The sequence below is a fragment of the Acidithiobacillus ferriphilus genome (genome assembly GCF_018854775.1).
GTDB lineage: Bacteria > Pseudomonadota > Gammaproteobacteria > Acidithiobacillales > Acidithiobacillaceae > Acidithiobacillus > Acidithiobacillus ferriphilus.
Window position 1 is genome coordinate 1 of sequence record NZ_JAAZTY010000010.1, and the last position, 12,177, is coordinate 12,177.

The window sequence follows — 12,177 nt, forward strand, 5'->3', positions numbered from 1 at the left end:
GATCGCAGAGCGTGGCGATAGGCGTGGGATACATGCCCAACGGCGGCGAGGAGCTGGCAATCTCCTACCGCGCCCGCCTCTCGCGGCAGATCAACGCCGTCGGCACGTTCTCGGGCAACCCGGAAGGGGGAGAGATCCAGGGCGGCGCCAGCGTGTCTTGGAATTGGTGAACGGCATGAAGGCGTGGCGATTCGTCGTGTTGTCATGGGTGTTGATCGCATGTTTCGGCTCGACGGATGCGCCTTAGTGATTCTCCCCGCTCAGATCGCCCTGTGCGCTTCCGCCCCCGCCGGGGCGGGGTGCCAGGGCATGGCCGACTTGTCGGCGGCGGAAGCCGGCGGGAGGGGCGGGCAATGAGCGCGAAGGTTTTTCTGAAGGACGCTATGGCGCTCTGGTTGAGCATTCACAGCCGGTTTCTGTCCTGGGCGAAGAGGCGGCACGGACACCGCAGGATGCGGGCCAGATGGACGACTGTGCGGATTTTATCAATTAAAGGCGCGGATGATCGGGAGACGGTCGCAAGGCGCGTCGCTTACCTGCGCAAGATCGATCCCTGGGTGTTCGAGGAACTGGTTCTGGACGCTTTTCAGCGCCGGGGATGGACGGTCGTGAGGAATCACAGCTACACCGGAGACGGAGGCCTCGATGGCAGGGTGTACGCCGATGGCGTTTGGTGCGGCGTCCAGTGCAAGCGGTATAAGGGCGACGTGCCGTTGTCGATGATCACACGCTTCGCCAGGGACTTGAGGAGGGAGGGCTTGACGCGGGGGTTCTTCATCCATACCGGGAGGATGACGAGAGCGGCTTTGGACAACACGCCGCAGGGGGTAGTGATTCTGTCGCCAGTCGATTTGGTGAGGTGGGTCGGCAAGTAACATGGGGTTGGAACACTGAAGCGTTTCGGTAAACTAGGCTGTAACGTATTGATTCAAAATGATGCGTTTTGCAGCTTTTGCCCTTGCCGAAATGCACGATAAAATCTTATAAAACATTGTGTTGCATAGAGTTTGCCCGCAAATATGGGGTTCAGGTGGTCGGAGGTTCAAATCCTCTCGCCCCGACCAATTAAATCAAATGGTTATGAAATATCATAATTGCGCAGGACGGCGGTATCCTGCCAAATGATCATTTACGAAAAAATTCTTACACCCCCTTGGCGGCGTTTTGGCCCGATAGTGAAGCGATACCTTCCTCCCGTAAAACTGGCTCATCCCTACCCATCGCAAAGGTTTCGCGTCATGACCTGAGGTAGGAGCCGTATGCGGTAATTCCGCTCGTACGGATCTGTGCGGGGGGCAGTGGGTAACTACTGTCCCTACCGCGACCGATTTGCGGGCCATCTACTCGGCGGCCACGGTCGCGGAAGCCGAAGCTCAGTTCGCTGCATTCGCTGAGAAATGGGGCGAGGCCTATCCGCCCATCGTGCAGTCCTGGCGGCGGAACTGGGCACGCCTCATTCCCTTTTTCGACTACCCACCGGAAATCCGCAAGGTGATCTACACTACCAACGCCATCGAGTCCGTCAACATGAGCCTGCGCAAGATTACCAAGAATCGGGGCGCTTTCCCGAGTGATGACGCCTTATTGAAATGGTTTTATTTGGCCCTGCAGAACATCAGCCAGAAGTGGACCATGCCGATCCGGGATTGGAAAGCCGCCCTAAACCGCTTTATCATCCAGTTCGATGACCGGATGCCACAACGTTAAATGAAAACGCCGTTTACACAAAATTCAGGACACCCTCACATTTCAGTGAGCCTATCGAATACCGTTGTGCAATCATCTGTGGCATTCACGCTGCTTAATGCTTTACCAATGATACCTGGGTCCGATTCTTCATACCTGAAGAATATTGATAAACGAGTCCATGTTCCGCTTATTTCATCGCTATGATCTAGACAGATTAAATTTTTGCTCTCTAATGATATAAAGCAGTCAAGAATATCCCTATTTGCTGCATAAGAAATAGATGGGCCAACTGTTTTGGTTGGGCTTTTTAGTATCCATAGCATAACGCAGCGCTGCAATCCTGTAAGATTGAACGCGTTAATATATAATTTCTTACGACGCGGGCGCTTGGTGAATAAATAGTAATTAGTATTGCTAATATTTCGGTAGAACCAATCCTTTATATTTATTAAATTTTTAAAAATAACATCAAGTAAATCACCAGAACCTTCTAATGCGAACTTACACATGGTCGATCTCCAATCAATGTCTTAAGATACGATCCTCTTGCACAAGGACTCCAGGTGAGGTAGATCTTCATGATGAAGTAAAAGCACTTTTGCGGCTCGTGCAATGTCTTGCGCTCCGGGCGTGTATTTTGCTGGCGTAACAACGGCGGCAAAATCTGCAGACATAAACTTTTGCCCACTTATGATTTCCTGAACTGCTTTATTGCCAACGGTCAAGTTGGTTAGTTTGCATTGGAGCACAACCGAAATTCCATTTTTCTCAGCATATACATCAGCGCCTTGGTCACCACTCTTTTTTGTAGCTTGGGCCACCCAACCATTTTCGTTTAGAATATTTGCGCAAAGCTCTTCATAGTCGTATGGGGAGATTTTTGAGGAATCGAGCACATCATCCGTCTTTTTCTGATCGTTTAATTTAGGGTCAGTGATTGTGTTGTCTATAAGCCCTGTTAGATATGCCACGCATGGCTCTATTACATGAACCTCAAATATTGCATCGATATTTTCGTTGAACCATGCGCCAAAGTACGCGTTTATGATTGGAATAATTTTGTGTTTCCTAATTTTTGCTGAAGCATTTGAAGGGAATAGTTTGTCATCTTTTATTTCAAATATACTTTCCCTGAGAAAGTCCTTGATTTCTGCTTGTGCAGTAACAAACAAAGGAAGGATGACATTCGTAAAAAAATATTCCCTTTCTTCTAACCATTTGGAATTGTCTACTATCCCATACCTATCTTTTTTGCAAAGCATTCGGTGCTGCTCATTAAGGCTCTCTACATGCTCATTTATCACAGGCACAATATCGTCATAAATCTTGCCTTTTACGCCATTTATGGCAAAGTCTATTACCTTGAAATATCTATATGTATACACCTGCCACAATTCTTCACCTAGTCTCCAGCCTCCTGCTGGTTGCCCCAACATTAAAGCTTCCTCATCATTTTCAACATATTGTTTCCAGTAAAAAAACCATGTTTCTGCCTTATCATACAAATCATCAAACGGCCACATAACATCTCCTCTAAGAATAGACAGATAGCAGCTCGTGACCCTGTCGGTACATGAAACAATCAGGACGTAATTAAGAGCCAGATCGTGCCGAACATACAACCAAAAGAAAAAAGGACTAAACTATAAACTGCCCAATTCCGTGCTTTAACGAAGGTCATGTCTGGGTTTTGTCCATGATAAATATTAAATTGTACCTTGTATGCTAAAAAGTATACAACCGCGATAGAAACGAGTCCCGAAAGAAAACAGGCCATCGGAAGTACCACCCATCGATTTATCTGCCCCATATGCGCGCCGATAAATGTCAAAACTGCTAATGCGCCACCTCCATTGAGTAACAGTAGGGCCTTGTACCCTTCTGCTGATAAATATATCAGGGATTTGTAGGTTTCTATGTGTTTGACATCTGCCATGTCTTTACTATTATCCATTTCCCTCCACCTTTCTGGTAGACTTAATCTTGGATGTTTACTGCTTTCCACAGGTAGGCATGGGGCTTGACCGATTGGGAAACACGGACGCCTTTCCACTGAGCAGTTGTCGCGGCAATGTGTTTTGAAAGAGTTTGAAAAAGATACAATCCGCCCTTCTGCGAGTCGGTCACGGCCATCAAGAAAGCAAGCAGTGCAGGGCCACCATACCGCCTGAAGGAGTGAGGACCGTAGCCATGCCCGACGACCAGTTGTATTTTCAGTTGTGCCAAAGTTTGGTTCGGTACGGCAAGCTGAATAAAGTAAGGGCCAGCGTTATGAACTGTACAAGCCTGTACTCCGCCCGCCAAAAATGACGGGGCACAATCTCTAATATAGGTATGTGTACGCGGGATAACGATTCCAAACGCGTCCATCTTTTCGGCCAGTTTCTTGGCCTGAAAAACTTGCCCGAATGCTACACCGCTTACCAGCAATAATACTGAACAAAATAAGCCGTAAATGCGCATAAGATCACCCCATCCTCTTTGCCAAATCCTCCGCCCTGAGATGAGTGTACCGTTTCAACATCTGCAATGTCTTGTGTCCCGTGATGGCGCTGACTTCCATGGGGTTGAAGCCTTTTTCAAAGAGTCGTGAAGTGGCCTCGTGGCGGAGGTCATGGAAACGGAGATCCGCGATGCCAGCGCGGCGGCAGGCGCGCACAAAAGCTTGGTGAATACCTTCGTATGTTGTCCCAAACACCCGCCCGTCCAGATTGCGCGGCAGGTTTTCCAAAGTGGCCACGGCACGGCTGGACAAAGGCATCGTGCGGGCCTCACCATTCTTCGTCTTGGGCAGGTGCGCCGTGCGCTTTTTCAGATCCACGTCTGATCATTGTAGGCCCAGCGTTTTTTGGGGACGGATTCCTGTTTCCGTATCCGCCGTACCGTAACTTTCCAGAATTTCTCCCGCCCGCATGACCGTTTCGATGGCGAAGACGACTACGGGGCGCAGCCACGGGTTGCGGGCATCGCCGGATGCGGACAACAGCCTTTCCTCTTCGTTATCCACTAGACGGCGATCCCGCGCATCGGATTGTGCCGGCATTTTGATTTGCAGGCACGGATTTCCATGTGCGAGCGGGATGCCCCATTCTTTTATAGCATGAGTAATGACGCGGGAGAGGAGGGCGATTTCATGTCGCACCGTCTGAGATGCCGTCTTGGTCTTCCCGTGAATTTATGGTTGCCATGCCGCACTCTCGCTGCAATGAAGCCGAAGTCTCGGTGCAGCATATTTGCAGCGTAAATCCAATCGACCAAAAAGATTTGCCATGAATCGTTTGCATGATATTGATTTATTGGTGCCCCGAGCGCGAATCGAACGCGCGACCTACCGCTTAGGAGGCGGTTGCTCTATCCACTGAGCTACCGGGGCTACGGCTCACATTCTAGCAAAAGGCACCACCGTGCGGCGAGTACCTTTTCGGGCGGTCAGGTAAGGGCGAAGAAGTAAGCCCCATAACACGCCCCATTGAAAAGAAAATGATAGGGCCGCAGGGTGACGCCGCGGCGCACCAGAAGATAAGTGTATCCCCCGGCCAGCAGCGTGAGTCCTGCGCCCAGCAGAACGGGGGGGGAGGGCGACCAGGGGGTTAACAGTACCCCAATAGCGGGCAGCAGACTTCCCTGAAAGACCAGCGCCCCGGTGATGTTGCCAAAAGCCAGCGTATCCTTGCCGCGGCGAATCCAGAGGATGCTGTTGATTTTTTCCGGCAACTCCGTGGCGATGGGCACCACCAGCAAAGACAGGATCAGTGCAGAAATGCGGAGCCAGTGCGAGAGCCCCTCGATCCCATCGACAAAGAGGTTGGCACCGAAAACAATCATGCCTAGCCCTATGGCAAGCTGGATCAAGATGACCGACATCTTCGTGGGCAGGCCGGTCTTGCTCAAGTACAAGGCATGCCCTGCTTCGGTGCCGTGCCCCTCGGCGACCAGCGCCGCCGAGGCACGCAGGGTCACCATCACATACAGAAAATACAATGTGACCAGCATCAGGCCGATGCCAATACGCGCCAGAGTAATGTGGTGGGGCACAAAGAGGGCAACGGCGGACAGGCCAAAGGCAGACAGAAACCAGCCAAGATCGCGACGCAAGCCCGTAGGTTCCGGATTTAACGCTCCGCGCCAGCCGCGTTGTGGCGACACAAACAGCGCCATCATGAACAACGTCAGTGTGGACAGCATCATGGGGGCGCCCAGAATGGCGCCCACCCCCACCTCTTCCCCCAGGTGTGCCGGTTGCCCGCTGGTCGCAGCGAAAACCGCAACAACAGGCACCATAGCTTCGGGAAGCGCCGTGCCCACCGCCGCGAAAATGGAACCGGTAACGCCCTCGGAAATACCCAGACGGTCGCCCAGGTGCTCCAGCGCGTTGGTAAAAGCCTCGGCGCCGGCGAGGATGATGATGAGTGCGGCGATCAGCAAGAGAATATTCATGAGTGTATTATGTCATAGACTCCGCACCTCACAAGGCGCAGTAGAATGCGTTCAGTGGCCGAATGCGCTTGCGTAACAAGCCGGGTGGTATCTTCTTTGGGTCGCTTCTGGATAGCCGCATGCCGATGCGGCTATCCAGAAGCGGTTGCAGGTGGCGCCGGACGCTGAATGAGTTTGTGACGTCTTTTGATGGAGTGAAGAAAACGCTGCAAGTTGCGCACAACTAGCGTATAGTGTGGACGCTGAATTCTCTTCGTTGTTCAGGTGTGCTCTCATGTCTCAAGAATCCGATCTGCGCTTTACTGATTTCGCCCTCGCTGAACCGATCCAGAAAGCGGTGGCAGAGATCGGCTACGAACAACCATCGCCCATTCAGGCGCAGAGCATCCCGCCGCTGCTGGCGGGGCACGACGTTATCGGGCTGGCGCAGACCGGTACCGGCAAAACCGCTGCGTTTGCGCTGCCGCTGTTAAGCCGTGTTGATCTCAGCTTGCGCGTGCCGCAGTTGCTGGTGCTGGCGCCCACCCGTGAGCTCGCTATTCAAGTGGCTGAGGCGATGCAGAGCTACGCCAAGTTTCTCCCCGGATTCCATGTGTTGCCCATCTATGGCGGACAGTCCATGAGCCTGCAACTCAAGCAGCTGCAGCGTGGTGTGCAAGTGGTAGTGGGTACACCCGGACGCATTCAGGATCATCTGCGTCGTAAAACCCTGCGTCTGGATCAGTTGCGGGCCGTGGTGCTGGATGAGGCCGACGAAATGTTGCGCATGGGCTTCATTGACGCGGTGGAGGATATCCTCAAACACACGCCCGATAGTCGGCAGGTGGCACTCTTCTCCGCGACTATGCCGGATGCCATCCGCCGCATCGCCAAAACCTATTTGCGCGACCCCCTGGAAATCCGTGTTAAATCGGCGACGACTACGGTGGCCGCCATTCGCCAGCGTTATTGGCAGGTCAGCGGTACCCACAAGCTGGATGCCCTTACCCGTATCTTGGAAGTAGAGGAGAGTAATGCCTGGCTGATTTTTGTGCGTACAAAAACGGCGACGGTAGAGTTGGCGGAGCGCCTGGAGGCACGCGGCTATGCCTGTGGCGCCCTCAATGGCGATCTCAGTCAGGCGTTGCGCGAACAGACCATTGAGCGCCTGAAGGCGGGGACGCTGGATATTGTTGTTGCGACCGATGTGGCGGCCCGTGGTTTGGACGTTGAACGGATCACCCATGTGATCAATTATGACATTCCGAATGACACCGAGGCCTATGTTCACCGTATTGGTCGTACTGGACGTGCCGGACGTGCCGGGGATGCAATTCTCTTTGTCGCGCCGCGCGAACGCCATCTGCTGCACGCCATCGAGCGGGCGACGGGGCAGACGATTACAGCCATGCATCTGCCCAGCATAGAAGATGTTGCGGGTCGACGGATGAGCCAGTTCAAGGATCAATTGTCAGAAGTACTGAATAGTCAGGATCTTGCGGTTTTTGAGTCCCTCATTGCGGATTATCAGCAGGAAAAGGACGTAGGTTTGGGAGAAATCGCTGCGGCACTGGCTTATATGGTGCAGAAAGAGCGCCCACTGGTTCCTGTCGAGGCTCCGGTATCAAAGCCAATGCGCAGCGACGCCGGGAGTTCCGGCCGACCGCCGTCATCGCGTCGCCGCTCTGAAGATGAACGGGGTGGTGGCAGTGCACGTCCGCCGCGCGGCGGTGGCGCCCCCTCGAGAGGGGGGGAGGATGTGCCGATGCGCCGCTTCCGTCTGGATGTGGGTGAAAGCCATGGTGCGCAAGTCAAAAACATTGTCGGCGCGATCGCCAATGAGGCTGGGATACCCAGCCGCAATATCCGCAAGGTACAGATTGGCACCGAGCATACCACTGTTGAGCTTCCTGCGGATATACAAGCGTCAGTTTTGCAGCATTTGCAAAAGGTCTGGGTCTCGGGGCGGCCTTTGCAGATCGCCCCGACCGATGCGGGCGCGCCACTGGGTCGTGCTGCCCCTGCGAAGCCGCGCAAGATACTCTCCGCCAGGCCGACAAAAAGTGAGTACAAACCCAAGGAGCGTGGCGCTGGGCCAGTAAAGCGGAAGAAGCCCGCGCGATAGCTGAACAAAAAAGAAACCGGAATTGCGAAAGCTAAACCGGTAAATTACTTTTCCCCGCAGGGGGAACGGATGGCTGAGAGAGCCACCCGTTGAGCTTAATTAAGCCCGGCGGACCTTCTCGGCCTGCAAACCCTTCGGACCACGAGTCACTTCAAAATTGACGCGCTCGCCTTCGGCCAGGGTCTTGAACCCCGTACCTTCAATAGCGGAGTGATGTACGAACACATCTTCCTTGCCATCTTCCGGCGTAATGAACCCAAACCCCTTGCTGTCATTGAACCACTTCACTGTGCCGACCGCCATTTTACACCCCAAATTAATCAAAGCTGGCCCAACTGGCCGTCGCCGAGGATAGCATATCTGCAGGTCAATGCAAGTTTGGTGTCTGACCAATACCGTTAAGCATTCAGGTGATCAGTAAAGGATCCACATCAAGCGTCCAGCGCACATTTTTGGCGGAGTGAAGCTCGGCAAACTGTGGTAGCCAGAGTTTAAGCGCTTTCTGCATTTGGGCCCGGCCTGGTGCTTGTATCCAAAGCTCCGCACGCTCGAAACCGGCACGCCGCTCCATGAGCGACGGCGTCGGACCACTGATCTCCACCAGGGCGGGCGGTGCACATTGGCCGGCGGCCTTCAGGAATTCGTCTACCCGGCATCGTTGGTGCGCCTCGGCACGTAGCAGGGTGAGGGCTCCAAAGGGCGGTAGCCCCGCAGCCCGGCGCTCATCCAGAAGAGCCTGTGCCGGAGGACGGTAGTCGCCCTGAGCGAGGCTTTGCAGTAAAGGATGTTCAGGCAGATGGGTCTGTAGTATTACCCGGCCAGGCCGCTCTTCGCGGCCGGCGCGGCCGGCGACCTGCAGAACGGTCTGCAACAATCGTTCAGGAGCGCGAAAATCAGCGCTGAACAAACCCTGGTCGGTATTGATAATGCCGACCAGGGTGACGGCCGGGAAGTGATGTCCCTTAGCCAGCATTTGGGTACCCACGAGGATGGCGGCACGATTCCGGTGAATGTCGGAGACCGCTGTAGCGAGGGCATCACGACCATGCAACGCATCGCGGTCGATGCGCCAAATGGGGGTCTGAGGGAAGCGCTGGCGAAGTACCTCCTCCAGTTGCTCAGTGCCTTGGCCGACGGTAATCAGTACCGCACTGCGGCAGACGGGGCAGGCCGGTGGCCAGCGCGACTCGTGACTGCAATGATGACAGCGAAGACGTTCCTGTTGGCGATGCCAGGTCATGGGCGCGCTGCAACGAGGGCACTGCACCACATGGCCGCAATCGTGGCAGAGTACCGCTGGAGCGTAGCCCCGACGATTCAGGAACAGTAATACCTGATTGCCTGCCTCCAGGGTTTCCTTACACGCCGTTAACAGGGTAGAGGAAATGCCACCCTGCAGATTTTCGCGGCGCAGTGGTAGGATCGTCATCTTCGGTAGATCGGCTGAAGTGGCGCGTTGGCGTAGTTCTAGGTGCTGATAACGGCCCTTTTGCGCGTTGTAGAGGCTTTCCAGAGAGGGCGTGGCAGAGCCGAGGACAATGGGAATATTTTCCAGACGCGCGCGCTGAATCGCCAGATCCCGTGCCGAATAATGCCAGCCATTCTGCTGCTTAAAGGAGGGGTCATGCTCTTCATCGACAATAATCATGGCAAGACGGGGCAGGGGCACGAAAAGTGCCGAGCGGGTGCCAATGATGACCTGGATCTGTCCCGCCGCTGCCGCTGCCCAGATGCGCAAACGCTCGCCGTCGCCTTGTGCAGAGTGCAGGGCGGCTACGCGATGCTCGCCAAAACGCGCTTGGCAACGTTCTACAAGTTGGGGGGTGAGACCGATCTCTGGAACCAGGATGAGGGCCTGTGCTCCGGATTCCAGATGCGGTCGGATTGCTTCCAGATACACTTCCGTTTTACCGCTGCCAGTCACCCCCTCCAGTAACCATGCCTTAAAGCCTTTGGCCATGCGTAATTGCGTCACGGCGCTTTCTTGTTCCGCATTCAGACGGTGTGGAGAGGGTACCCCTTGTTTAGGTAAGGTGACTTCCGCCACCGCTTCTATCCAGCCCTTTCGGATGGCCTGCCGTAAAATGTGGCGTAGTTCTTTGGGAATCTCTGCTTCGGGCACAACACCCGTGATGACAAGCAATTCCCGGAGCGCTTGCTGCAATTTTCCAGGCTGGCGTGGTGCCGTCTGTGCTTCGGTAGCACTGAGGCGGTAACCCCAGGGAGTAGGTTTTGGCAGCGATCGGCCTTGGCGCAGCAAGGTCGGCAGGGCAGTAGCCCAGGCATCACCGAGCGGATGATGGTAGTATGCCGCTCCGAAGTGAATCAATTGTTGCAAGGCAATGGGTAAAATGGGATGCGCGTCCAGGACCTGTTCAATAGCCTTGAGCGTGACGTCGGGTGGGCAACTGGCATAGCCGAGAACAATACCTACGCGCTTGCCTTTGCCGAAAGGTACCCGCACTCGCATGCCCGGCTGTAGATGGCCCTCTGCCGGCAGGGCGTAAGAAAAGACGCGGCGGAGCGGTACCATGACGGCTACTTGAATGCAGCTTGTTTCATCGCTCATGAAGTTGCCCACAGCTTCTGTGGATAAGTCTGTGCATGAACATCTTGAAAAGTCTCAGACCCCCTGTTCTTCAACGCGTTAGGGTAGGTGCCTAAAAAAGGTGCAAAATAAAAGTCAATAAAAAACAGTGTGTTAATAATTGACACCAATGACGCTGTGGAATTAGCCAAGCTTGTCTCTGTATATGAGTGGATTGTGTATAAGTTTGTCAATGATTGTTTTCAAAGTGCTTCGGGCAGGCATGGATGACCCAAAAATGGCCAGTCTTCATAGGGCTCCCGGTATTATAGATGTGCCGCTCGGGGCTAAGCCCGCGACAATCCCCCAGAAGAGCAGCAGACCAATCCAGTTATTGTGCAGAAAAGCGTGAAGCGCCTGATCCCGGTCGCCGCCAAGCAGAGACTGCTCGTAGGCTGCGAGAATGGCGGCACCTGCCAAGGCGATCCAATAAGGCCAATGCATGCCCAGCGTGATGCCGATCCCGAAAAAAATGATGAGCATGATGGCTTGCAGACCGGCAATGGCGTAACGGTCGAAGCGTCCAAAAAGAATGGCTGTCGATTTGATTCCGGCCTTGAGATCGTCCGGACGGTCGGCCATGGCGTAGGCCGTGTCATAAGCGACGACCCAGCAGGCATTGGCCAGCATCAGCCACCAGGCGAGTGCCGGCACTCGCCCGAGGGTCGCGGCAAAAGCCATCGGTATACCAAAGGAAAAAGCGATGCCCAGATAGGCTTGCGGGAGATGGGTGAAGCGTTTGAATAACGGATATGTAACAGTGATGAACGCTGCGCCGCCTGCTAACCATATGGTCAGCCGATTGAGAAAGGGCAAGAGGAGTACGGCCAGCAGGCACAGGATGACGAACAGGCGTAGTGCTGCCCGCGAGGTGATCAGGCCTGTCGCCAGGGGGCGCTGACAGGTGCGGGCGACCTGCCGGTCGAAATCTCGGTCAAAGTAATCATTGATCACACAACCCGCCGAGCGCATCAGCCAAGTGCCGGCGGTGAAAATCAGGAAGAGACCGAGTGACGGAGTGCCCCTGGCGGCTAGCCAGAGTCCCCAGTATGTGGGCCAGAGCAGGAGCAGGGTGCCAATGGGGCGATCCATGCGCATCAGAGTCGCATAGGCGCGTAGGCGTTGACGGAGCGGCGCGGGAGTCGCTTGCATCAGCGTCGTCCTCGACCAGCCCAGCGTGGCAGGCCCGGCAGGAAATGTTCTTCCACCAGGACACCCGTGTCACCGCGACGCAATACCGACCGCCGCTGCCAGCAGCGGCGGCGGCCGAATCGGGGCTGGCTCTCGGCTTGAATCGGGGAGCGCCGCAAACGGCGATGACGGAATAGAGTATTGCCGATGGGGCGCGTGCCATGGCGGG

At 54.7% G+C, this 12,177-nt stretch carries 14 protein-coding genes, 1 tRNA gene and 1 pseudogene; 4 read left to right on the forward strand and 12 right to left on the reverse strand.

The features are described 5' to 3' along the window. The first annotated feature begins 183 nt into the window (after positions 1-183). The 3 genes and pseudogenes from HF921_RS00660 to HF921_RS00670 form a co-directional block, all read left to right on the forward strand. Positions 184-357 (forward strand): hypothetical protein, encoded by a 174-nt coding sequence (locus tag HF921_RS00660; protein ID WP_215893104.1) that lies wholly within the window; start codon positions 184-186, stop codon positions 355-357. Beyond that, positions 354-875: a restriction endonuclease gene (locus HF921_RS00665; protein WP_215893105.1), complete on the forward strand. Its 522-nt coding sequence runs from the start codon at positions 354-356 to the stop codon at positions 873-875. The genes HF921_RS00660 and HF921_RS00665 overlap by 4 nt, the downstream gene beginning before the upstream one ends. A gap of 424 nt (positions 876-1,299) precedes the next feature. Further along, positions 1,300-1,707, forward strand: a pseudogene (locus HF921_RS00670) (transposase); the annotation flags it as partial. A gap of 35 nt (positions 1,708-1,742) precedes the next feature. On the opposite strand, the gene HF921_RS00675 reads toward HF921_RS00670, so the two are convergent. The 8 genes from HF921_RS00675 to HF921_RS00705 form a co-directional block, all read right to left on the reverse strand. Further along, on the reverse strand, positions 1,743-2,198 hold the full coding sequence (locus tag HF921_RS00675; protein ID WP_215893106.1) for a hypothetical protein: 456 nt from the start codon (positions 2,196-2,198) through the stop codon (positions 1,743-1,745). A gap of 21 nt (positions 2,199-2,219) precedes the next feature. After that, complete coding sequence (locus HF921_RS00680; protein ID WP_215893107.1) at positions 2,220-3,212, reverse strand: restriction endonuclease; 993 nt, start codon at positions 3,210-3,212, stop codon at positions 2,220-2,222. 59 nt (positions 3,213-3,271) lie between these two features. Continuing rightward, positions 3,272-3,643: a hypothetical protein gene (locus tag HF921_RS00685; RefSeq protein ID WP_215879638.1), complete on the reverse strand. Its 372-nt coding sequence runs from the start codon at positions 3,641-3,643 to the stop codon at positions 3,272-3,274. 23 nt (positions 3,644-3,666) lie between these two features. Next, the gene (locus tag HF921_RS00690; RefSeq protein WP_215893108.1) at positions 3,667-4,152 is read right to left on the reverse strand and encodes a hypothetical protein; all 486 of its coding nucleotides are present in this window, start codon (positions 4,150-4,152) and stop codon (positions 3,667-3,669) included. A gap of 4 nt (positions 4,153-4,156) precedes the next feature. Beyond that, positions 4,157-4,510: a site-specific integrase gene (locus tag HF921_RS13240; protein WP_319025463.1), complete on the reverse strand. Its 354-nt coding sequence runs from the start codon at positions 4,508-4,510 to the stop codon at positions 4,157-4,159. A gap of 6 nt (positions 4,511-4,516) precedes the next feature. After that, positions 4,517-4,732, reverse strand: coding sequence for a site-specific integrase (locus HF921_RS13245; protein ID WP_226834243.1), 216 nt, complete (start codon positions 4,730-4,732; stop codon positions 4,517-4,519). Between the two features lie 254 nt (positions 4,733-4,986). Next, a tRNA-Arg gene (locus HF921_RS00700) sits at positions 4,987-5,062 on the reverse strand. Between the two features lie 56 nt (positions 5,063-5,118). Beyond that, a complete protein-coding gene (locus tag HF921_RS00705) occupies positions 5,119-6,126 on the reverse strand; it encodes a sodium:calcium antiporter (RefSeq protein WP_215893109.1) in 1,008 nt (335 codons plus the stop codon). A gap of 274 nt (positions 6,127-6,400) precedes the next feature. Between HF921_RS00705 and HF921_RS00710 the strand changes: the two genes are divergently transcribed. Next, positions 6,401-8,230 carry a DEAD/DEAH box helicase gene (locus tag HF921_RS00710; protein ID WP_215893110.1) on the forward strand — a complete coding sequence of 610 codons (1,830 nt, stop codon included), beginning with the start codon at positions 6,401-6,403 and terminating at the stop codon, positions 8,228-8,230. A gap of 99 nt (positions 8,231-8,329) precedes the next feature. Here HF921_RS00710 and HF921_RS00715 read toward each other — a convergent pair whose 3' ends face one another. The 4 genes from HF921_RS00715 to HF921_RS00730 form a co-directional block, all read right to left on the reverse strand. Next, a complete protein-coding gene (locus HF921_RS00715) occupies positions 8,330-8,533 on the reverse strand; it encodes a cold-shock protein (RefSeq protein WP_009564993.1) in 204 nt (67 codons plus the stop codon). 103 nt (positions 8,534-8,636) lie between these two features. Beyond that, positions 8,637-10,799 (reverse strand): primosomal protein N', encoded by a 2,163-nt coding sequence (locus HF921_RS00720; protein ID WP_064218714.1) that lies wholly within the window; start codon positions 10,797-10,799, stop codon positions 8,637-8,639. 267 nt (positions 10,800-11,066) lie between these two features. After that, complete coding sequence (ubiA, locus tag HF921_RS00725; RefSeq protein WP_064218713.1) at positions 11,067-11,969, reverse strand: 4-hydroxybenzoate octaprenyltransferase; 903 nt, start codon at positions 11,967-11,969, stop codon at positions 11,067-11,069. Continuing rightward, a partial coding sequence (locus HF921_RS00730; protein WP_215861712.1) for a chorismate lyase occupies positions 11,969-12,177 on the reverse strand: 209 nt, incomplete at its 5' end. The genes ubiA and HF921_RS00730, both read right to left, overlap by 1 nt.

What these genes read in the sequence shown, in the direction of transcription:
- HF921_RS00665 (WP_215893105.1), top strand. Translation starts at nt 354, where the DNA reads ATGAGCGCGAAGGTTTTTCTGAAGGACGCTATGGCGCTCTGGTTGAGC.
- HF921_RS00675 (WP_215893106.1), bottom strand. Translation starts at nt 2,198, where the DNA reads ATGTGTAAGTTCGCATTAGAAGGTTCTGGTGATTTACTTGATGTTATT.
- HF921_RS00680 (WP_215893107.1), bottom strand. Translation starts at nt 3,212, where the DNA reads ATGTGGCCGTTTGATGATTTGTATGATAAGGCAGAAACATGGTTTTTT.
- HF921_RS00685 (WP_215879638.1), bottom strand. Translation starts at nt 3,643, where the DNA reads ATGGATAATAGTAAAGACATGGCAGATGTCAAACACATAGAAACCTAC.
- HF921_RS00690 (WP_215893108.1), bottom strand. Translation starts at nt 4,152, where the DNA reads ATGCGCATTTACGGCTTATTTTGTTCAGTATTATTGCTGGTAAGCGGT.
- HF921_RS13245 (WP_226834243.1), bottom strand. Translation starts at nt 4,732, where the DNA reads ATGCCGGCACAATCCGATGCGCGGGATCGCCGTCTAGTGGATAACGAA.
- HF921_RS00705 (WP_215893109.1), bottom strand. Translation starts at nt 6,126, where the DNA reads ATGAATATTCTCTTGCTGATCGCCGCACTCATCATCATCCTCGCCGGC.
- HF921_RS00710 (WP_215893110.1), top strand. Translation starts at nt 6,401, where the DNA reads ATGTCTCAAGAATCCGATCTGCGCTTTACTGATTTCGCCCTCGCTGAA.
- HF921_RS00715 (WP_009564993.1), bottom strand. Translation starts at nt 8,533, where the DNA reads ATGGCGGTCGGCACAGTGAAGTGGTTCAATGACAGCAAGGGGTTTGGG.
- HF921_RS00720 (WP_064218714.1), bottom strand. Translation starts at nt 10,799, where the DNA reads ATGAGCGATGAAACAAGCTGCATTCAAGTAGCCGTCATGGTACCGCTC.
- ubiA (WP_064218713.1), bottom strand. Translation starts at nt 11,969, where the DNA reads ATGCAAGCGACTCCCGCGCCGCTCCGTCAACGCCTACGCGCCTATGCG.